The organism is Brevibacillus schisleri (genome assembly GCF_055685845.1).
This window is the reverse complement of the sequence record NZ_JBVNDM010000001.1, coordinates 5,585,603-5,605,529: the sequence shown is the minus strand read 5'-3', so window position 1 is coordinate 5,605,529 and position 19,927 is coordinate 5,585,603. Positions and strand designations below refer to the sequence as shown.

Below are 19,927 nucleotides of genomic sequence, written 5' to 3'. Positions count from 1 at the left end.
AAATTCCCCGCCATTTTTTCTGCGCTGAGGTGGCTCCAGAGGCGCTTGGACTGGAAATGCGCTTCTTCCTACGCAGCTTTTGGTTAACTACTTGAAAGTAGGTTCAAGGAAGCTACTTTGAACTGGCCTTCCATTATGATCTAAAGCGGTAAGGGATCACAGCCATACGAAAGCACTGTCACATGTTTGGAAGGAGACCGCCCGAACGTAGAGAGGATACAGGCGACTGGAAAACATGTGGCAGGGCTTCTCCTGACCACTACTGTTAGAAGACCACCACTAAAAATCTCATATAATAAGAACGTATGTGCTATTGTTGGTTAGAATTTTCCTACTCATCTACTCAAATAGATAGGCTCTTTTCGTAAGAATTGTTGCTTTTTGAACAGTCCCTTCTATAGAACTGCAATAAATCCAGTTTTAATCCCTTTTCGAAAGCCTGCTTCTTCATAAAATCTTAAAGTTTCTTCTTTCTTTGACCCTGTTAGAAGCATCACCTTATAACAATTTGCGTTCCAAGCTATTTCTAACGCCTTGGACAAAACAAGTTTTCCGTAGCCTTTTCTTCTATAATCTAAATGAGTTACAACATTTTCAATCAATCCGTAGGAACGTGCATTTCTTGTTAAATTCTTGATTATGACTAATACACAAGACGAAACAATCTTGCCGTTTACCTCGACCACAATGTAATGCATATTGGGGTCATTGTAGATTTCATCCCAGTGTGTTTTTAGATTGTTATCATATATCAGCTCGGGGTCATCTTGATTTAGGTGCTTGTATAGTGACAACAGTTGATTTAATTCATCATATTGAATCAGTCTAACTACAGCAAGTTCCTCCATATACCTCACCTTTTAACGCTATTTTTGTAATAATTTCCATTATAAGCCCAACATGTATGTTTTGCTATGCAATTCAAAATGTCTTCACTGTTGTAAAATTAACTTTCTTCAAAGCCTCTAACAACATGACCTTCTTTTTATCCGCATTATTCAACTTTTTGTACAAGAAACGGAACCAGAAGAGGTAGTTATCAAGGTACTTAGTAGCAACACCTTGAAATGGCTCCATCCATTGTTTCAGACGCTTGTGATATGAGTTAACGTGTTGGATGTGATACACCCCCTTCTTGGTATAAACTCCCTTATGGACATTGATGGTTTCGTGTTCAATGCCTTTCATTTTTGCGAACGTCTTGTAGTTGGTTGCGGAATCTGAGCATAGCAAAGCAGACGGGTGAATATACTCGCCTAAAACATGGTCAATCTCCTTTGCAGAGATTCTACCTTTCCCTGCGAATTGAGAGACGATTTGACCGTTTCTATCTTGGGCTACTACTACACAAACTTGTTCTTTGGATATACCACGTTTTTTAGCGACACCGCCACGTTTCCTTGGTTTTCGGTGAACAATACCTTTTTTACCTTTATCGGATTCAAGGAAGAAAGTTTCATCGCTTTCAATGATACCTTTTAGTTGGTCATTTCCAAGAGAACGGAGAGCATTTAATATCTTGTGCCTCCAATAAAAAGCAGTTGAGATATGAATATCAAGGGCTTCTGCAATTTTGGGCAGAGTATAGCCTTCTACCATCATCTCAAATTATTTCAACCATTTTTGAGGATAATGTGTACCAGAAAGAGGACTGGCAGTTGTGTCATTAAATGACTTCCCACAGTCTTTGCAGAGATAAAGTTGACGAGTTTTGTATTTACCGTTACGTTTTACAGCTTTACTTCCACAATGAACACAAGCCATCCCTGAACTGAACCGTGTTTCACGAATCTCCTTCAACATGCCTGTAAGATTCGTATTCTCAGGAAAAAGAGTATTTTTAATAGCTTCTAACAAGCGATGTTGGTCTTTTTCTGGAAGGTCATAAAAGACCTCGTAGGCGTGTCTCCAATCCATCTACAACATCCTCCATGTGTCAATGAGCAACAATTTATACGAAAACAGCCAATAGATAAGGAGTGAACTTAATGAAGATGCTTTTCCAATATAACTGGCAGGTACGGGACGAATGGATGGAATGGTGCAAGCAGCTTCCACCAGAAGACTTGCTGCGAGAGCGTAAAGGTGGGGCTGGCACGATTTTGTACACCTTGTTTCACATTGCTGACGTAGAGTATAGCTGGCTTCGGGGCGTGCAAGGTAAGCCGGATGTTCAGGTGACATTCGAAGCGTACAAGACGCTGGAAAAAGTAAAAGAGCTATCAGATGCGTGGCGCCCAGAATTGCGTGATTTCATCGAGAATTGGTCAGACGAGAGGGAGAGCGAATCGGTAAAGGTCGCCTGGGATGATGAAGTGTACACGGAGGGAGAACTGCTTCGTCATGTCATCGCCCACGAGATTCATCACATGGGGCAGTTGTCTGTTTGGGCAAGAGAGCTCGGGATTACTCCTGTTTCCGCCAATGTCATTAGGCGCGGATTAACGCACAGGTAGCTCTAACAAACCTCGATCCAAGCTGCGCCTATGCATAATTTTCCCCTTAACGGATCATACTCCAACTGTTTTCATTTACAGTTGGAAGCGAATGACCCGCTTGGGAGGTCGCACATGATGTCATGGAAAAATCAATTGCTGAGAAAAAAGTCAGTCGCGCAAATGCTGGAGCAGGTGGATAAAAAAGAAAGCTCCCTTAAAAAGTCATTAGGAGCTTTTGACCTGACAATGCTGGGCATCGGCGCGATCATGGGAACAGGGATTTTTGTGCTAACGGGGGTTGCGGCTGCCTTGCACGCTGGACCGGCACTCGTTTTGTCTTTTGTTATTGCAGCACTTGCCTGTGTGTTTGCCGCACTCTGCTATGCAGAATTTGCGTCGACTGTTCCGGTGTCGGGAAGTGCCTATACATACAGCTATGCCGCATTTGGTGAGTTTGTCGCCTGGATGATCGGGTGGGACTTGATTCTCGAATACGGAGTGGCTTGTGCTGCAGTGGCAAGCGGATGGTCGGGGTATGCCCAGGGATTGCTAGCCGGGTTTAGCATCCACCTGCCGCATGCGCTCACGAGTGCGTTTGATGCATCGAAAGGAACGATTATTGATTTACCGGCGGTCCTCATCATTGTCATCATTTCAGCTTTATTGATGAAAGGGACGAAAGAGTCAGCGAGCCTGAATACCATCATGGTGTTAATAAAAGTAGCGGTAGTGGTCCTGTTTCTCGTCGTCGGGGTCAAGTATGTCAAGCCGGAAAACTGGAGTCCATTCATGCCGTTTGGTTTTGCGGGAGTAGCGACTGGTGCCGCAACGGTGTTTTTTGCTTTTATCGGATTTGATGCGGTGTCTTCTGCCGCCGAAGAAGTGCGCAATCCCCAGCGCGACATGCCAATTGGGATCATCTCGTCCTTACTCGTATGCACAATTTTGTACATTGCTGTTTCACTGACATTGACAGGGATTGTTCCGTACTATTTGTTAAATGTCAAAAATCCGGTCGCGTTTGCGCTCAGCTATGTCAATCAGGACTGGGTAGCAGGCTTCATTTCGTTGGGAGCCATCGTCGGAATCACGACCGTTTTGTTAGTCATGATGTACGGACAAGCCCGGATGTTTTTTGCAATGAGCCGAGATGGCTTGCTCCCTGAGCTATTCTCGCACGTACATCCCCGCACACAGGTACCACAAAAGAGCACGCTTGTCGTAGCTGTATTAGTAGCAACCTTCAGTGGATTATTGCCCCTCTCCAGCTTGGCCCAGCTCACCAACATCGGAACGCTGTTTGCATTTATTTTGGTCTCGGTTGGAGTGGTTGTACTGCGTCGTGCACATCCGCAATTACCGAGGGCTTTTCGCGTCCCGCTTGTTCCGCTTTTTCCCTTGCTCTCGGTTCTCTTTTGCGGATACCTCGTTTTCCACCTGCCTACGCTGACCAAGTTCGGTTTTCTCGGTTGGCTGTCGGTAGGAGCGATCGTCTATTTTCTTTATGGGCGCAAACACAGTCGATTGGCAACAAAAGACGACTCCTCCCAAACATAAATGGCAGGTCATCCATTTAGGCATGTTCAATGTGAGCATGTCTTTGTTTGCTATCTGACAAAACGATCCTATTCATGGTAGAGTAAAAACAACCAAAACGACGAGGGAGGGCAGGCTATGAAGCGAAAACGAGCAGATCGACCTGGTTGGAGACGCGTGAAGCGATTGGGCTACCAGCAAAAATGGGTAGAATCTTTATCTTTCTCAGGGTATACTGTCCGCCTGACTCTGGACGAAGTAAGTGAGCCTGCCTACATGCCTGTCGGGGATCAACTACTGTGTGTGGGCGATAGAGGATATGTGTACTTGCAGTATTTTCCCCATGGCCAAGCCTATGCAGTTACAAAAATGATGGATGAGTTAGGGAATACCGTGCAGTGGTATATCGATATTTGTCGGGGACATGGCAAGGATGAGAACGGGTACATCTGGTATGACGATTTGTACCTCGACATCGTGGTACTGCCGACAGGAGAAGTATATCTACTTGATCAGGATGAACTCGATGAGGCGCTCATAAAAGGAGCCATCACAAAAGAGGATCATCAGTTTGCCACAGAGACGGCTGATGGCATGCTGCAGGATATTTTAGCGGGGAAACGCGATGCCTTTGACTTTCCTAATTTCTTTGCATAGAATGATGAGAAGTTTTCCATAGTGAAAAAAAGGAGGGAATAGGAATGAATAACAAGAACGGAAGGTTCCCCATCTCCTCTTTTTGCTTCGAAGAACGAAGGCGATGTTTGCCTTCGTTCTTTTTTTGTTGAACGGTATTCATTCCAAAGAAAAGAACGTAGGGGGAGGCGCCATGCGGTATAAACGAGTCCTGGTCAAGTTAAGCGGTGGAGCAGTAGCCAAGGAAAACGGATTTGGTTTTGATCCTGTGCAGCTGGAGCATATCGCGGGGGAGATTCTGGCGTTGCTGGATATGGGCGTAGAGGTAGCCATCGTGATCGGCGGGGGTAATATTTTTCGCGGAAACATGGCCGATCAATGGGGAATTGAGCGGGTGGAAGCGGATAACATCGGTACATTGGCCACCGTCATCAACAGCTTGATGCTACGCGGAGTTTTGAAGGCCCGCGTTAACAGGGAAGTCCGTGTGATGACTGCCGTTCCAATCAATGCAGTCGCCGAGCCGTACATTCGTCTGCGGGCCGTTCATCATTTGGAAAAGGGGAATGTGGTTATTTTCGCCGGGGGAAATGGGCAACCGTATGTGACCACTGACTATCCGGCTGTCCAGCGGGCACTCGAGGTAGGCGCGGACGCCCTTTTGGTCGCGAAGCACGGCGTAGATGGTGTGTTCACTGCCGATCCGCGCAAGGATTCTACCGCGAAGCAGTATGTGGAGGTTTCTTTTGACGAGGTGGTCAGAAGAGATTTGCGTGTCATGGATCAGGCTGCCATGATTTTAGCCAGAGACCACCAATTGCCGCTGCACGTGTTTAACTTTGACCAGCCGGGAGCCATGGCGCAGATTTGTCGTGGGGAGCAGGTCGGTACGTACATTAGCACGGAGCTTGCTGCATTGTATAAGTAGTAGGAAAAGGTTGGTGCGGTTTGTTTTAGACAGATTCTGAGAGAAGAGACAGCGGCAGTCTGGGACGAGAAAATAAAGTCCTAGACTGCCGCGAATAATTACATCTCACCTGGCGTTTTCTGCCCGATGGGGGGTATATGGCGAAGCTTGATCACGGTGAGTATGGCGATAGCGATCATGAGCACGCTGCTAATGGTCACAACAGCATGCATGCTGTCGGTAAATGCTATCTGGGCGCCATGAAGAAGTGTTGAACCAATAGGTTCGGGTAAAGCTTTAGCTGTCGTGATTGCCCCAGCGAGACTTTCGCGGGAGGCTGCGGATGTTAACATCGTAACATCTCCCGGTATAAAGTCGGCAATTTGAGTGCGGTACACGTATGTTCCGATGCTGCCTAATACAGCGATCCCCAGTGCGAATGCGAATTCACCGCTCGTTTGCAGCAAGGACGCCGCCGAACCTGCTTTTGCAGGCGGGGCTGAGCCGATAATGATATCGCTAGACAAGCTCGCAAACGGGGCGGCTCCTACATGAAAAAAGATATAACCGACGATCAGGGTTGAGAGCCCGGATCCCGCCTCTACTTGGGACAGCAGAATACAACCTGTCGCCGAGACGACAAGGCCTGCCCCGATAAGGAGCGACGGTCGGACCCACCGAGCGATGATTGGCGACAACAACATGCCTGCCATCGACGCAACCACTCCCGGAAGCATGCACATCGCTGCCGCAAGCGGCGATAGTCCTTCTACGAATTGAAGATGCTGTGCGATGAAGAACATGGAAGCACCTGTCAAAGTGATGCCGAACAAGCCGCCCAGTGCTGTGCTGAAGGCGGGGTTTGCGAATAGGCGCAAATCCATTAGCGGACTGTCCAACCGTTGCTGCCGTCTTACGAATAACGTCCCGAAAACAACGCCAGCCACGATGGCAATGAGCGGCAAGATATGTAGACCTTGCTTAGCGATTTCCTTTAGGCCGTAAATTGTTGGTAGAATGGTGCACATCGACAGCATGACGCTAGTCATATCCAAATGACCAGGTGCGGGATCCCGATATTCGGGCAGAAGATGGATTGCAGTCAACAACAGCAGCACCATGACTGGAACGCCGAGTAGAAAAATCGAACCCCATGAAAAATGCTCCAGCATCATCCCGCCGACTACTGGGCCAAGCGCCATGCCTCCCATGGAGCACATGAACCATATGCCTATGGCGAGGGAACGCTGCTTATGATCGCGGAACATATTGCTGATCAATGCCAGGGACGAAGGCGATACCGTTGCCCCGGCTATGCCAAGCAGCGCCCGTGCTGCAATCAGCATCCTGGAGGTGCTGGAGTAAGCAGCCAACACCGAAGCCAAACCGAATGCCCCTGCTCCGAACATCAGCAGCTTACGGCGTCCGAGCCTATCTCCGAGCGAACCCATCGTGATCAGAAACCCCGAGAGCATGAAGCCGTATATGTCCATGATCCAGAGCTGTTCTGTACTGTCAGCGCCGATAGAGACACTTATGTGAGGAAGTGCGAGAATCATGACCGACAAGTCTATTGAAACGAGCAGTGCAGGCAACGAAAGCACGGCAAGTCCAATCCATTCGTTCAAACCGGCCCGGTGACTCGATTCAAGCGCAGCCGCCTTCATTGGGCGTCTAGAACCTCTCCGAGCCGATCCAACATCACCTTTGTTCCGTGCTCACGCTGTTCAGGCGTATCGAGACCATCCAGAAAAACGCCCTGCTCGGTATAGATCAAGCGCGTGCCGCCGTCTACGGAATCGAATTCGACCGTCGTCACGGAGACAGACATCCGCTTGTCTTCCATGTCCAGCGTGTAAGAGTATACAATTCGCGTATTCTGAACGATTTCCTGATAGCAGGCATCGAATGTGTAAACGGGTCCCCCAGGCGGACCACCACGATTAAATTCGCGGCCGCCGACACGGAAGTCGAATTCTTCGGCTTTAGGAAACCAACTGGCTTTGGCTGCTTGACCCGCCCATGCAGCGAATACACGAGCAGGGGAATGCTTATAGTTCCTTTCAATGACAAATGTGGAATGTTTGGCTGATCTTTCACTCACAGTCGAAACCTCCTTATCCGGGTTCTTCCGGATGCTCATCTAAATATTCACCAAGTCGGTCGAGGTGGCGATCCATACTCGATTTTCTCTCGGCAAAAAATTTCTCATGCTTCATTCTCATCGTTCGTATGATGTTCATGAAATGCTCAACAGTAAACGGTTCGTTCCTTTGCATCCGACTCGAAACATTCTCAAGCTCATGCAAGAGTTTCTGCTGCATGCGGATACTTTCTTTCAGGCTGTCTATTTGAATCGTAACAATGTCTGACAGGCTGAGCTGGTCTCCGGCCATAACGGCTTTAATCTGCTCCAGCGATAGCCCCAACTCCTTTAAGGACAAAATTTGCTGTAGGCGTGAAATGTCCTTTTCGGTGTAGAGTCTGTATCCGGATGGCGAATAGCCGGATGGTGAAAACAAGCCTATCTGATCGTAAAAACGTAAAGTCCGTATCGTAATTCCCGCCATTTTCGCAAGTTCTCCGACTTTCCAATGACTTTTCATGATCAGCCCCTTCCTTGATCGCTAGCGTTTCACCGGTAACTTTACTATAAACCGTTACGTTACGTAATGGTCAAGGACCCATATGAAGTTTTTTCCAGAAGGGACGTGAGCTTGCCCGTTAGTATTTCATAACCCAAGAGTCTAAAACTTTTTGATCTCGAAACATTTCTAAGCCCCGTCTTCCTGCTTTTTTGTTTACAATGGATAACAGATTGTTGAATTGGTTTGAAAGGATGTCGTACATGAGTAAAACAGTTGTACTGGCAGAAAAGCCTTCAGTTGGACGAGACATTGCCAAAGTATTGCAGTGTCACAAAAAAGGAAACGGCTTTTTTGAGGGAGATAAATACATTGTAACGTGGGCGCTCGGGCATTTGGTCACTCTCGCTGATCCTGAAGCGTACGGGCAGCAATTCAGCTCGTGGCGAATCGAGGATTTGCCAATTATGCCGTCCCCATTGCGCTTGGTCGTGATCAAGGAAAGCAACAGGCAATTCCAGGTCGTCAAACAACAATTGAGACGCAATGATGTCGGGCAGATCGTCATTGCGACGGATGCAGGACGTGAAGGAGAGCTCGTAGCCCGGTGGATTCTCGAGCTGGTTCACGTGAATAAACCAATCAAGCGTCTGTGGATTTCCTCGGTGACAGATAAGGCAATCCGTGAGGGCTTCCGCAATCTGAAGGACGGCAAAAACTATGAAAACTTGTTTGCCTCCGCTGCTGCTCGTGCAGAAGCCGACTGGCTCGTTGGAATCAATGCTACCCGCGCCTTGACGTGCAAGCATAACGCCCAGCTCTCATGCGGTCGTGTCCAGACGCCAACACTCGCCATTGTGGCAACGCGAGAAGAGGAGATTCGTCGCTTTACACCCAAGCCATTTTACGGACTGTCTGCGGTGGCCCAAGGTCCGATTCAGCTCCAATGGCAGGATCAGCAAACGAAGGATTTCAAAACGTTTTCCAAGGAAAAGGCTGATCAGCTAATAGCCGCTCTCAAACAGGAGAAAAATGCAGAGGTTATCGAGATTACTCGTGCGCACAAAAAGACGTATGCTCCACAGCTGTACGATTTGACGGAGTTGCAACGGGATGCCAACCGGATGTTTGGCTATTCGCCAAAGCAGACACTGTCCATCATGCAAGGGCTATATGAGCATCACAAGGCAGTGACATACCCACGAACCGACTCACGCTATCTCTCTGCTGATATCGTCGAGACGCTGCCGGATCGAATCAAGGCTGTCCAAATGAAGCCATACGCGCCCCTCGCCGCCAGAATCCTGCGTGCGCCGATCAAAGCGAACAAATCGTTTGTGGATGACAGCAAAGTATCTGACCACCATGCGATTATCCCAACGGAGCAGGCTGTTTTTCTCGGTGATTTGAGCGATAAGGAACGCAAGATTTTCGACCTCATCGTGAAGCGTTTCCTGGCCGTTTTGCTACCTGCCTTCGAATACGAGCAAACGACCATCCAGGTAAAAATCGGGAATGAAGCCTTCCTAGCAAAAGGGAAAACCGTGCTCTCCCAAGGCTGGAGAGAGGCGTATGACCACGATGTAGAAGAAGACGATGCGAAGGACGGCGTAAAGGAACAAATCCTGCCTTCTCTTGCCAAAGGAGATCGCTTGCAACTCCAGTCGATATCCCAGACCAAGGGCGAGACGAAGCCGCCAGAGCCATTCACAGAAGCGAGTCTGCTATCTGCGATGGAAAACCCGGCGAAATACATGGCAAACGAGAGCAAGGATTTGATCAAAACGATCGGGGAAACAGGCGGACTTGGTACGGTAGCAACCCGCGCAGATGTGATTGAGAAGCTGTTCAACAGCTTTTTGCTAGAGAAGCGCGGCAAGCATATTTTTGTCACTGCAAAAGCCAAGCAATTGCTAGAGCTTGTCCCAGATGAAATGCAGTCGCCGACCTTGACCGCCCAATGGGAACAAAAGCTCGGTGCCATCGCCAAGGGAAGCTTGAACAAGCGAGCGTTTATCGAAGAGATGAAAACGTACGCCAAAGAAGTCGTCCAACAGATCAAGAACAGCGATCAGACTTTCCGGCACGACAACGTGACCAGAAGCAGATGCCCGGAGTGCAACAAGTTTTTACTGGAGGTAAACGGAAAGCGCGGCAAAATGCAGGTGTGCCAGGATCGGGAATGCGGCTATCGCAAAAGCATTGCCAAGCAAACCAATGCCAGATGTCCAAAATGCCACAAAAGATTGGAGCTGCGCGGAGAAGGGGAAGGACAAACCTTTGTCTGCGGTTGTGGGCACAAGGAAAAACTGAAGACCTTCCAGGAACGTCGCGACAAGGAAAAGGGCAGCAAGGTTTCGAAGAAAGAAGTAGCCAAGTATTTAAAGGGGCAAGACAAGGAGCCGGACGAAGGAATCAACTCAGCGTTGAAAGACGCACTGTCCAAATTAAAGTTCGACTAAATAGGCATGAAACAAAAGGCGGCCGACCATTCAAGTCAGCCGCCTCCTTCTGTTTACTTTTTCTCCAGAATAGCAAAGTAATTTTCTTCATCGTCTGCGAAGTTAAAGACACGGCCCGAAGGCATCGTGACAATGTCTCCAACCTTCACATTTTTATTCATAAGGTCGTTACGCAATTCCTCGATATTTTCCGAAAAGAACAGGAGCGAAGGAGTGCCAAGATTCATTCCGGGCGACATTTTCGCTACGAATTCCTTATTGTGCAGAACGATGCTTGTTTCAGCACCTTGTGCGGGAGCAATTTCAATCCATCTCATTTCACCGTTCTTCTCTTCTGAAACCACACGAAATCCTAGTTTTTCGGTCCAAAAGGTCACTGCTTGATCCTGGTTATTGACATACAGCATGATTTGACCGACTTTGCTAATCATCATAGACATGTTCCACTCCCTACATGGTAGTTTATAACCCGATGCTCCTAATCCTTTCCATCGCGACGGTATCTGATACCCGATGCCAACGGACGTGGTCTCGCTTGTCTTCATCCTAACATGAATAATCAGACAGGATTTCTTTTCAATTGCGCATTTTAGAAAAAGGAATTGCATTTCGCAAAAGAGGAGCATATACTCACAATTAAAAGTGAGTAATCACTCGCTATCCTAAAAAGCTCATCTCGAGTCTGATTCTGTGACTTGTTTTTTTACTCATAAAAAGAAAGTGATTACTCACTCCATTACGTAGGTAGGGGGAAGCGTTTATGAAACCAGTTGTTCGCTCCATTTGTATCGGGGGACTCTTACTGGCTTTGTCAGGCTGCAATTGGACAGCGGAAAATCATTCGTCTCTGTCTGGCACAATCGAGGCAATCGAGCTGCCGATTGTAGCTGAAGTAGGCGGATTGGTGACAAACGTTACAGCAGAAGAGGGAGATACAGTAAAAAAAGGACAAGTGCTGGCCCAAATCGATAAACGAAGCTACCAAATGACTGTGGCAGAAGCACAGGCAGCATTGGACCAAGCGACAGCCAAACTAGAAGAGGCGAGAGCGGGTTCACGCGACACGACAATCCAAAGAAGCTTGGCCAACGTCCAGCAAGCAAATGCGAATATCCAACTGGCCCAAGCGAGAAAAAATCAGGCAGAAGCAGGAAAAGCACGTGCTGCTGACCAGATGACGCAGGCAGAATCGCAATGGCAGGGGGCGCAGCAGACCTTGTTGTATCAACAAAAACGACTCGAGGAAGCAACAGCGCTCTTCGAAAAAGGAGCAATATCTGCCAAAGACCTCGACACGCAAAAAGAAGCAGTGAATCAGGCGAAAACGCAGGCAGCTCAATGGGCCGCACAAGTAGCGCAGACACAGGCACAGTACCATTCTGCACAAGAAGACATCGCCGCTACTGTGGCCCAAATCGGTACAGCACAAGCCGCGCAAGCCGCAGCGCAGGCAGATCTCGACCAGGTGAAGGAAGGAAGTACTGATTACGCAATTCGTGCACTGCTCGCCGCCCAGCAGCAGGCGAAAGCGAAACTGGATCAAGCCTTATTGCAGGTAGAAAAGGCAAAGATTACGGCAACCGACAACGGTACTCTCTTGCGCTCCTCTATCGAGCAGGGGGAAGTAGCAAAAACAGGTGCCACCTTGTTCACGATGATGAAGCCAGATCAGCTTGAGCTCGTCGTGTACATCCCGGAAGCACAATTGAATCGGGTGAAAAAAGGGCAGGAGGTTGGCATCAAGGTGGATGCCTATCCGGAAGAGACGTTTACAGGAACGATCAGTCGCATCTCGGAAAAAGCAGAATTCACGCCGAAGAATGTACAAACACCTGATGAGCGCACCAAGCTTGTGTTCGCTGTTACGATACACATCACAGATGGACTCGACAAAATCAAACCAGGTATGCCTGCCGATGTGATGCTGGCAGACGAGGAGGGAGGGCAATGAACGCCGCTATCCAATGCGAGCAGTTGACGAAGCGTTTTGGAGATCGAGTAGCCGTGAACAGCTTGACGCTGACAGTTCCGCGGGGTTCGATTTACGGTTTTTTGGGTCCGAATGGCTCAGGGAAATCGACCACAATCCGGATGCTTTGTGGTTTGCTAACCCCGACGACGGGAAAGGGGACGGTTCTTGGCTTCGATGTCATGACACAGAGCGAGGAAATTAAGCAGAGGATCGGGTATATGTCACAAAAGTTCAGCCTGTATGAAGATTTGACGGTGGAGGAGAATCTCGATTTTTATGCCGGAGTATATCAATTAAACAGTGCAGAACGTAAGCAGCGGAAAGCGGAGCTGATTGAGATGGCAGGTCTGACAGGCAGGGAAAAGCAGCTTGCGGGTTCACTGTCAGGGGGATGGAAGCAACGCCTCGCGCTCTCCTGCGCTCTTTTGCACAAGCCGGAGCTGTTGATTTTGGACGAACCGACAGCAGGAGTCGATCCTGTTTCCCGCCGGATTTTTTGGGACGTGATTCATGAGCTGGCGAGACAGGGGATCACCGTGCTGGTGACCACACACTACATGGATGAGGCGCAGACTTGCGATTGGATCGGCTTTATCTTTTTCGGCAATCTGCTGGCGGAAGGCACTCCACAAGCGTTGATTGATCGTATGGGAGCAGGCAATCTGGAGGATGTCTTCATCGATCTGGTTAGGCGGGAGGAAGCCAGACAGGCGGCGGAGGAGGGAGTCCGATGAGGCATTTTGTCTGGGAGCGTTACTGGTCTGTCGTGAAAAAGGAAGTCATCCAAATCAAACGGGATCGTCCCAGTTTAGCGATTGCGCTGGTCATGCCGCTGATGCTGTTGTTTTTGTTCGGATATGCTGTCAATACAGACGTGAATGATATCCAGATGGCCGTCTGGAATCAAAGCCCTTCTGCTGCCAGTCGAGAGCTGATAGATCAGTTCGTCCATACGCATGTATTCGAGGTGGCAGCCCATGTAAGTAGCTACAAGGAGATCGAAGCCATGCTAGACGATGGCTCCGTAAATGTAGCGCTCATTATCGGACCTGACTACACCCGCAAACGTGATCGCAACGAGCCGGTAGACGTGCAAATGCTCGTTAATGGCTCCGATCCGAATATTGCCCGGACTGCGACCTCTCAAGCGCAGTTGATCGTCCAGCATCAGGCGATCACGTTGCAGGAAATGAAGCTGCAAAAACAAGGCTTGGGGGAGCTGGAACAACCACTCGGCTTGGATACACGCGTGCTGTTTAACCCCAATATGGAGAGTATCGTCTTCAATATTCCCGGCTTGATCGGCTTGATTATGCAAAACGTCACGATGATTCTGACGGCGTTTTCCCTCGTACGTGAGAAGGAGCGGGGAACGATGGAGCAGTTAATCGTGACGCCGATACGCCCATTGGAGCTGATGCTCGGCAAAATTACCCCCTATGTAGGTGTAGGTCTCTTCTCGTTTTGTCTGGTGCTATTGGTTGGAACGTATTGGTTCGGAGTCCCGGTCAAAGGCAGCATTTCGCTGTTGGTGACTTTGTCTGTCTTGTTTTTGGTGACGACGCTTCTCTTGGGCATTTTCATTTCTACGGTGGCAAAGACCCAGCTTCAAGCGATGCAAATGGCATTCGCCTTTATCCTGCCTAGCGTGCTTCTCTCCGGCTTTATGTTCCCGCGCGATTCGATGCCGCTCGTGATACAATGGGTAGGCGGGCTCGTCCCGTTGACCTATTTTCTGGAAATCCTGCGGGGAATTTTCTTAAAGGGCGTGGGCATCGATGCGCTCTGGAAGGATGTCGTCGGAATGAGCAGCTTTTGTCTCTTGATCCTGACCGTCGCTATCCTGCGATTCCGCAAGAAGATCGAATAAGAGGAGCGTAATGGGTGATGAACAAGCCGCCAACATTTGTAGAAGGCCTGTTGCAATATGTAGAAGAGTTGAAAGATGAGAGTGAGATGACGGAGAAGCAGCGCAATATTTTGCGTGCATCAGTGAAGCTGTTCGCTGAAAAAGGCTTCCATGCCAGCTCCACCTCTGAAATTGCCAAAGAAGCAGGAGTGGCGGAGGGAACGATTTTTCGCCACTATAAATCGAAAAAGGATATTTTACTTGCCGTCGTTGCACCTGTATTGGTCAAATTCGCGGCGCCGTTTATCTTGAAAGATGTCCGTGAGATCTTCAAAGAGCAGAATCATAAAACATTCTCTCAAATCGTGACAGAGCTGTACCGAAACCGGATCGATTTGGTGCTGGCGAATGAAAAGCATATTCGGATTTTGCTGCAAGAAGCTTTTTTCCATGACGAAATCAGGGAAGCGCTGATCGCTACCGTTTTCACGGGTGTGAAGGAGATGGCAAACAAGCTGATCGAAGCAAAGGTAGAGGTCGGCGAATTGCGTCCGCTCCCGACACAGGCTGTCTTTCGGGCGATCCTATCCTCGATGATCGGGCTCGTTTTGTTCCGGCAAGTTTTGGATACCGATGAATTTACGCAGTTCAGCGATGACGAGCAAATCGCCCTGACCGTAGATATTTTGCTAAATGGGATTGGAAATCACTCTATCTAATAATTTTTATCGATAAGTGAACATTTTTCTCTCTAATTGGGTATAGAAATTCCTTCTGGGAATGGTATAATTGCAAACAACTTTTTGCTGTTTTTTGGAGGAGAGTAAACCATGCAATTGTTATCAGAGAGAGAATGGCTCGCGTATCGAGAGAAAAACAAAGATCGTGCGCGCATGCTGATTTCTTGCCCGGATCGCGCGGGTATCGTCGCGGCGGTGTCGAACTTCTTGTTCCAACAAGGGGCCAACATCGTTCAATCTGACCAGTACACGACCGATCCGGAAACAGGCCGGTTCTTTATGCGCATTGAATTCGATCTCATCAATCTGGACGAGCGCTGTGAAGAGATCAAGCAAGCATTCAGCCCAGTAGCCGAGAGCTTTGGCATGGAATGGTCGCTGGTCGAAGCGAACAAGCGCAAAAAGGTTGCGTTGTTTGTTTCCAAAGAAGATCACTGTCTTTTGGAGCTCTTGTGGCGCTGGAAGTCCGGGGAGCTGTTCGCGGATATCGCGGTTGTCGTCAGCAACCATTCTGACATGCAGGAGACTGTCGAGTCCTTCGGTATTCCGTATCGTTGCATTCCAGTTACGAAGGATAACAAGCCGCAGGCAGAAGAAGAGCAGATTGCGGCGGCAGAGGGCGTCGATCTGATCGTGCTGGCTCGCTACATGCAGATTTTGTCCCCGCGCTTTTTGGAGGACTACGCGACGCGGATTATCAATATCCACCATTCCTTCCTCCCAGCCTTTGTCGGAGCGAAGCCTTACGAGCAAGCGTATCGTCGCGGCGTAAAGCTGATCGGAGCGACTGCGCATTACGTCACGGAAGAGCTGGACGCAGGACCGATTATCGAGCAAGACGTTCAACGTGTATCGCATCAGGAAGACGTCGAGACACTGAAGCAGTTGGGACGTCAGGTAGAGCGTACGGTGCTGGCACGTGCAGTTCGTTGGCATCTGGAGGATCGGGTGCTGGTGTACGGTAACAAGACGATTGTGTTCCCATAAGCATTGCGCATAAAAAGAGGCCTTCCTTTTGAGGAAAAGCCTCTTCTTTGTTTTGCTTCGCCATATTTTCAAGTCAGTTTCTCACGCTTCACCATCTCCAGAAACTGAGCGACAACAGGCCGCTGGTCTGTCCCATCATCACGCGTACAGACATACAAGGGACGCTTGATCTCTACCCCTGGCACAGTTACCCGACCAACCTCCCCACGCTCTACCATATCCCTAACGGCCAGAGCAGGAGCCAGCATCGTCCCATATCCAGCGCGAACGGAGTGGATAGATTCGACCAGACCGTGATACTGCATACCGACCTGTGGACGTTTTACACCATGCTCGCGACAGAGGGAAAAAAGCCAATCCCGGGTAGAACTGCCTTGCTCGCGTAGCAAAAACGGCTCTTCCACGAGCTGCTCCATACGAATCTCTTTTCCTGCAAGCGGATGATGGGCAGGCAAAATAAACCAATAGGGCACATCCGTCAAATGAATCCGCGTAATAGGCAGCTCATCCCACGATTCCTTGATAACAACAGCCACATCGACCTCACAGCTAAGAAGCAGTTCAATGGATTGCATGGAATTACGCGTGCGAATTTCCACATCGACTCCTTCATATTCGCGCTTGTACTGAGCCAGCCACTGTGGCACGAGATAATGGGAGGGGAGATAGGTAGAAGCAATCCGTAACCGTCCTTTCTTCCCTTGTTTGATTTCTGTCAGCTGTGATTCGATTTCGCGTTCCCAGTCGTAAATGCGGCGTGCTTTTTCAAAAAGAAAGCGCCCCTCATAGGTAAGAGAAATGCCTCGACCATCCGGGATGAGCAAGGTCATGTCCAATTCATTTTCGAGCTTGCGGATTTGGGCACTTACGGCAGGTTGGCTGATCGAGAGTGCGATTGCTGCTTCGGTGACACTGCCTCTTGACGCTACTTCTACGAAAATGCGGAGAGCATGTAAGTTCATCCTGTACCTCAATTCATAACTTTTGTTTATGAGTAATAGAGAAAGATGTATTAGAAATGATGAGTGATTGCGCGTAAGGTATAACTCAGAAAGACGTAAAAACGGGTAGAGAGAAGGATCATGAAATGAGAGAAGTCAGTGGAAAGACACAAGTCGTGGCAGTCGCACTGGTGACAGCATTATGCATGATAGGGGATTCGATGCTGTATGTGGTGCTTCCTCTTTTCTGGAAGGAGGCAGGATTAACATCGCTGTGGGAAGTGGGGGTATTGCTTGCGGTGAACCGCTTCATCCGTGTACCACTCGGCCCTCTTGTTGGAAAATGGTATGAGCGCTCGGGCGGACGCGCGGGTTTGATTGTGGCAGTGGTGCTGGCTTTTCTGACGACACTTTCGTACAGCTTGGAAGGCTTTTGGCTGTGGCTTGTGATGCGATGCTTGTGGGGAGTAGCTTGGACATTTTTAAGATTAGGTGCGTTTTCCTTGATTGTGGGTGTTTCCGAAGGTCATAATCGCGGGCAGCTCATGGGCTTGTACAACGGACTGTATCGATTGGGCAGTCTTAGCGGCATGCTGGTTGGAGCGCTGCTGGCTTCTTGGTATGGGCTTTCTGTTGCCTCCATCGCACTTGCGGTGCCTTCCTTGTTAGCATTCATTCTTATTTTTCGCTATATACGGCCTTCCTTTACCAGTCAGCATCAGAAAGACGTGAAGCAGATGGATACAGGAAAACGCTTGTGGAGTCAGGCGCAGGTGCTGTTGACGCTGATGACGGGATTGCTCGTCACGATGGTGTACCAGGGGGTGTTTACCTCCACGCTAAGTAGAGTGATCGAAGTACGTGAACCGCTCATCATGATTGGCGGAGTCGTGCTGGGGGCAGCAGTGATTGCGAGTGTGATCCAAGGCATTCGCTGGGGGTGGGAGCCGTGGGCTGCCCCATTGGTAGGCAAATTGTCGGACAGGCATGGTCGGACGAATCTATTCATCGGGACGTTGCTAGTTGCTGCCGTTTTGTTTGCCACGTTGCAAGCAACGTCTTCGCTTGTGCTATGGTTTGCGATTGTATTCGGCATCCAGTTGACCGCGACGATTATCACGACCGTGATGGATACTCTTGCGGCAGATGAAGCTGCGGGGCAGGCCAACAGCCAAGGGGTAATGACACAGTATTCAGTTGTAAGCGATCTCGGGGCGGCGCTGGGGCCGCTCCTTGCTTTCTGGCTGGATGAACACGTAGGTCTTGGTCTGGTGTACATCGGAATAGCGATGATCTTGCTTCTGGTTGGTCTTGTATGGCTGTGGCGACCAAAGCTGATCAAGATGGAAAGCGCTTCTTGATGGTTGTCATGACGTGAGCAATGGCTGCCTCCTTGTCCGGACCGTGCAGCAGCATATGGTTCGAATGCTCGTACCAGGTGATTTGCGGGGAGGCAGATTCGTCTACGCTGGTTGCGAGTATTTGGGCGCTTACGGCGTGTACAGTATCGTCTCGCCTTGCTTGCAGCAGGACGTAAGGGGTCGTAATTTGAGGCAGAAGCGGCTTCGTTTCTGCCAACAGCCTGCGGAATTGCAGCATGCTGCTAATAGGGATTCTGCCGATACCATGGATGTAGCGTTTGGAGTGGGTAGAGAAATCCTCACGCAAATAGTGCATCGCCTCTTTGACATCCCAATATTTATAAGGGGTGTTGATGGTAATTAGCAGGGCGACGGGGTATTTCGTCGTTAAATGAAAGGAGAGCAGCCCCCCCATGGAAAATCCAATGACCACGATGGTGTCAGCGCGCATGGCCAGTCGCTTGTAGCCTTCTTCTGCCGAGCGAAGCCAGTCGTGGCGGGTGCTTTTTGCCATGTGACGACGAGTAGTCCCATGTCCCTCCAAGGTAGGGCATTCCACCTGATAGCCAGCCTCGCGGAGCTTTTTGGCGAGTGGGAGTATATCGTTGATGTCTCCGGCAAATCCATGGATGAGTAAGCATCCGACTGTTCCTGACATGGAATCTCTTCCTCTCAGATACTGGGAAATTTGATGGATCATCCATATTATATACGAAAAGGTGAGAAGGAGGCGACCGCGCAAGTGTGCCCAGACGAAGCAAAAAAGGCAAGAAAAAGCGACTCCACGCAGCTGCGATGAAGTCGGCTATTCACTAACCGGGTTCTGTTCCTGAAAAAAAGGTTACAGCCCAATTGTTTTCAGTTCTGGAGAGATAAGTAGCGTAGGTTGCGTGCAGGCTTGGATATCTTCCACTGTATAGCCTTCTGCTACTTCGACGAGGACGAGCCCGTCTGGTGTCACGTCCATGACAGCTCTGTCTGTAATGATACGGTTGACAACCTTCTTGCCGGTAAGGGGCAGAGCACATTCATTCAAGATTTTTGTCTCACCATGCTTGTTGACATGATCCATGATGACGACGATTTTTTTCGCGCCGTGGACGAGATCCATGGCACCGCCCATGCCCTTTACCATTTTTCCAGGAATCATCCAGTTTGCGAGATCACCCGCAGCAGAAACCTCCATCGCCCCCAAAATAGCGAGGTCGATATGGCCGCCGCGAATCATCGCAAACGATTCAGCACTGGAGAAGTAGGCTGCACCTGGAATAGCGGTAACGGTTTCTTTTCCGGCGTTGATGAGATCAGAATCGAGGTTTTCCTCTGTTGGGTAAGGGCCAATTCCGAGCAAGCCGTTTTCCGATTGCAGAACGACCGTTTTTCCTTCCGGGATGTAGTTGGCGACGAGCGTGGGCATTCCAATCCCCAAGTTTACGTAAAAGCCATCTTCTATTTCCCCAGCGGCACGAGTGGCGATTTGCTCACGTGTAAGCGACATCTGTGTTTTCCTCCC

Annotated in this window: 19 protein-coding genes and 1 pseudogene; 11 read left to right on the top strand and 9 right to left on the bottom strand. The window is 49.3% G+C overall.

The genetic code is table 11. The features are described from left to right. Window positions 1-395 precede the first annotated feature (395 nt). Both ACUUHJ_RS26665 and ACUUHJ_RS26660 read right to left on the bottom strand, forming a co-directional pair. Window positions 396-848 carry a GNAT family N-acetyltransferase gene (locus ACUUHJ_RS26665; protein WP_289674559.1) on the bottom strand — a complete coding sequence of 151 codons (453 nt, stop codon included), beginning with the start codon at window positions 846-848 and terminating at the stop codon, window positions 396-398. Between the two features lie 73 nt (window positions 849-921). Continuing rightward, a pseudogene (locus ACUUHJ_RS26660) lies at window positions 922-1,917 on the bottom strand (IS1595 family transposase). A gap of 71 nt (window positions 1,918-1,988) precedes the next feature. On the opposite strand from ACUUHJ_RS26660, the gene ACUUHJ_RS26655 reads away from it, so the two are divergent. The 4 genes from ACUUHJ_RS26655 (at window position 1,989) to pyrH (ending at window position 5,538) form a co-directional block, all read left to right on the top strand. Then, window positions 1,989-2,456, top strand: coding sequence for a DinB family protein (locus ACUUHJ_RS26655; protein ID WP_289674558.1), 468 nt, complete (start codon window positions 1,989-1,991; stop codon window positions 2,454-2,456). Window positions 2,457-2,573: 117 nt separating this feature from the next. Beyond that, complete coding sequence (locus ACUUHJ_RS26650; RefSeq protein ID WP_472301245.1) at window positions 2,574-3,995, top strand: amino acid permease; 1,422 nt, start codon at window positions 2,574-2,576, stop codon at window positions 3,993-3,995. Window positions 3,996-4,112: 117 nt separating this feature from the next. After that, window positions 4,113-4,631 (top strand): ribonuclease FAU-1 family protein, encoded by a 519-nt coding sequence (locus ACUUHJ_RS26645; protein WP_472300446.1) that lies wholly within the window; start codon window positions 4,113-4,115, stop codon window positions 4,629-4,631. 172 nt (window positions 4,632-4,803) lie between these two features. Further along, window positions 4,804-5,538, top strand: coding sequence for a UMP kinase (gene pyrH, locus ACUUHJ_RS26640; protein ID WP_472300445.1), 735 nt, complete (start codon window positions 4,804-4,806; stop codon window positions 5,536-5,538). A 98-nt stretch (window positions 5,539-5,636) separates the two neighbouring features. Here pyrH and ACUUHJ_RS26635 read toward each other — a convergent pair whose 3' ends face one another. From ACUUHJ_RS26635 to ACUUHJ_RS26625, 3 genes are read right to left on the bottom strand one after another with little or no spacing between them, the layout of a single operon-like run. After that, window positions 5,637-7,184, bottom strand: a complete 1,548-nt coding sequence (locus tag ACUUHJ_RS26635; protein WP_472300444.1) for an MFS transporter — start codon at window positions 7,182-7,184, stop codon at window positions 5,637-5,639. Further along, the gene (locus tag ACUUHJ_RS26630; protein ID WP_064201579.1) at window positions 7,181-7,621 is read right to left on the bottom strand and encodes an SRPBCC family protein; all 441 of its coding nucleotides are present in this window, start codon (window positions 7,619-7,621) and stop codon (window positions 7,181-7,183) included. The genes ACUUHJ_RS26635 and ACUUHJ_RS26630 overlap by 4 nt, the downstream gene beginning before the upstream one ends. A 13-nt stretch (window positions 7,622-7,634) precedes the next feature. Beyond that, the gene (locus ACUUHJ_RS26625; RefSeq protein ID WP_142496969.1) at window positions 7,635-8,123 is read right to left on the bottom strand and encodes a MerR family transcriptional regulator; all 489 of its coding nucleotides are present in this window, start codon (window positions 8,121-8,123) and stop codon (window positions 7,635-7,637) included. Window positions 8,124-8,365: 242 nt separating this feature from the next. On the opposite strand from ACUUHJ_RS26625, the gene ACUUHJ_RS26620 reads away from it, so the two are divergent. Continuing rightward, on the top strand, window positions 8,366-10,564 hold the full coding sequence (locus tag ACUUHJ_RS26620) for a DNA topoisomerase III (RefSeq protein ID WP_472300442.1): 2,199 nt from the start codon (window positions 8,366-8,368) through the stop codon (window positions 10,562-10,564). A gap of 53 nt (window positions 10,565-10,617) precedes the next feature. Here the strand turns inward: ACUUHJ_RS26620 and ACUUHJ_RS26615 are convergent, their stop codons facing one another. Continuing rightward, window positions 10,618-10,995 carry a VOC family protein gene (locus tag ACUUHJ_RS26615; protein ID WP_406798253.1) on the bottom strand — a complete coding sequence of 126 codons (378 nt, stop codon included), beginning with the start codon at window positions 10,993-10,995 and terminating at the stop codon, window positions 10,618-10,620. Between the two features lie 329 nt (window positions 10,996-11,324). Here ACUUHJ_RS26615 and ACUUHJ_RS26610 point away from each other — a divergent pair, with 329 nt between their 5' ends. The 5 genes from ACUUHJ_RS26610 (at window position 11,325) to purU (ending at window position 16,112) form a co-directional block, all read left to right on the top strand. Continuing rightward, on the top strand, window positions 11,325-12,515 hold the full coding sequence (locus tag ACUUHJ_RS26610) for an HlyD family secretion protein (protein WP_472300441.1): 1,191 nt from the start codon (window positions 11,325-11,327) through the stop codon (window positions 12,513-12,515). Beyond that, a complete protein-coding gene (locus ACUUHJ_RS26605; RefSeq protein WP_472300440.1) occupies window positions 12,512-13,270 on the top strand; it encodes an ABC transporter ATP-binding protein in 759 nt (252 codons plus the stop codon). Before ACUUHJ_RS26610 ends, ACUUHJ_RS26605 begins: the two co-directional genes overlap by 4 nt. Continuing rightward, window positions 13,267-14,406, top strand: coding sequence for an ABC transporter permease (locus ACUUHJ_RS26600; RefSeq protein WP_472300439.1), 1,140 nt, complete (start codon window positions 13,267-13,269; stop codon window positions 14,404-14,406). Before ACUUHJ_RS26605 ends, ACUUHJ_RS26600 begins: the two co-directional genes overlap by 4 nt. 17 nt (window positions 14,407-14,423) lie before the next feature. Next, entirely contained in the window at window positions 14,424-15,104 is a 681-nt protein-coding gene (locus tag ACUUHJ_RS26595; RefSeq protein ID WP_016742878.1) for a TetR/AcrR family transcriptional regulator, read from the top strand. A 111-nt stretch (window positions 15,105-15,215) separates the two neighbouring features. Continuing rightward, window positions 15,216-16,112 (top strand): formyltetrahydrofolate deformylase, encoded by an 897-nt coding sequence (gene purU, locus ACUUHJ_RS26590; protein WP_472300438.1) that lies wholly within the window; start codon window positions 15,216-15,218, stop codon window positions 16,110-16,112. Between the two features lie 68 nt (window positions 16,113-16,180). Here purU and ACUUHJ_RS26585 read toward each other — a convergent pair whose 3' ends face one another. After that, window positions 16,181-17,074, bottom strand: a complete 894-nt coding sequence (locus ACUUHJ_RS26585; protein ID WP_289674546.1) for a LysR family transcriptional regulator — start codon at window positions 17,072-17,074, stop codon at window positions 16,181-16,183. Between the two features lie 125 nt (window positions 17,075-17,199). On the opposite strand from ACUUHJ_RS26585, the gene ACUUHJ_RS26580 reads away from it, so the two are divergent. Next, window positions 17,200-18,414 (top strand): MFS transporter, encoded by a 1,215-nt coding sequence (locus tag ACUUHJ_RS26580; protein ID WP_472300437.1) that lies wholly within the window; start codon window positions 17,200-17,202, stop codon window positions 18,412-18,414. Here ACUUHJ_RS26580 and ACUUHJ_RS26575 read toward each other — a convergent pair. Together ACUUHJ_RS26575 and ACUUHJ_RS26570 are read right to left on the bottom strand one after the other, a co-directional pair. Continuing rightward, a complete protein-coding gene (locus tag ACUUHJ_RS26575) occupies window positions 18,392-19,156 on the bottom strand; it encodes an alpha/beta hydrolase (RefSeq protein ID WP_472300436.1) in 765 nt (254 codons plus the stop codon). The genes ACUUHJ_RS26580 and ACUUHJ_RS26575 overlap by 23 nt on opposite strands. A gap of 99 nt (window positions 19,157-19,255) precedes the next feature. Then, window positions 19,256-19,912, bottom strand: coding sequence for a CoA transferase subunit B (locus tag ACUUHJ_RS26570; protein WP_472300434.1), 657 nt, complete (start codon window positions 19,910-19,912; stop codon window positions 19,256-19,258). Between the last annotated feature and the right edge of the window lie 15 nt (window positions 19,913-19,927).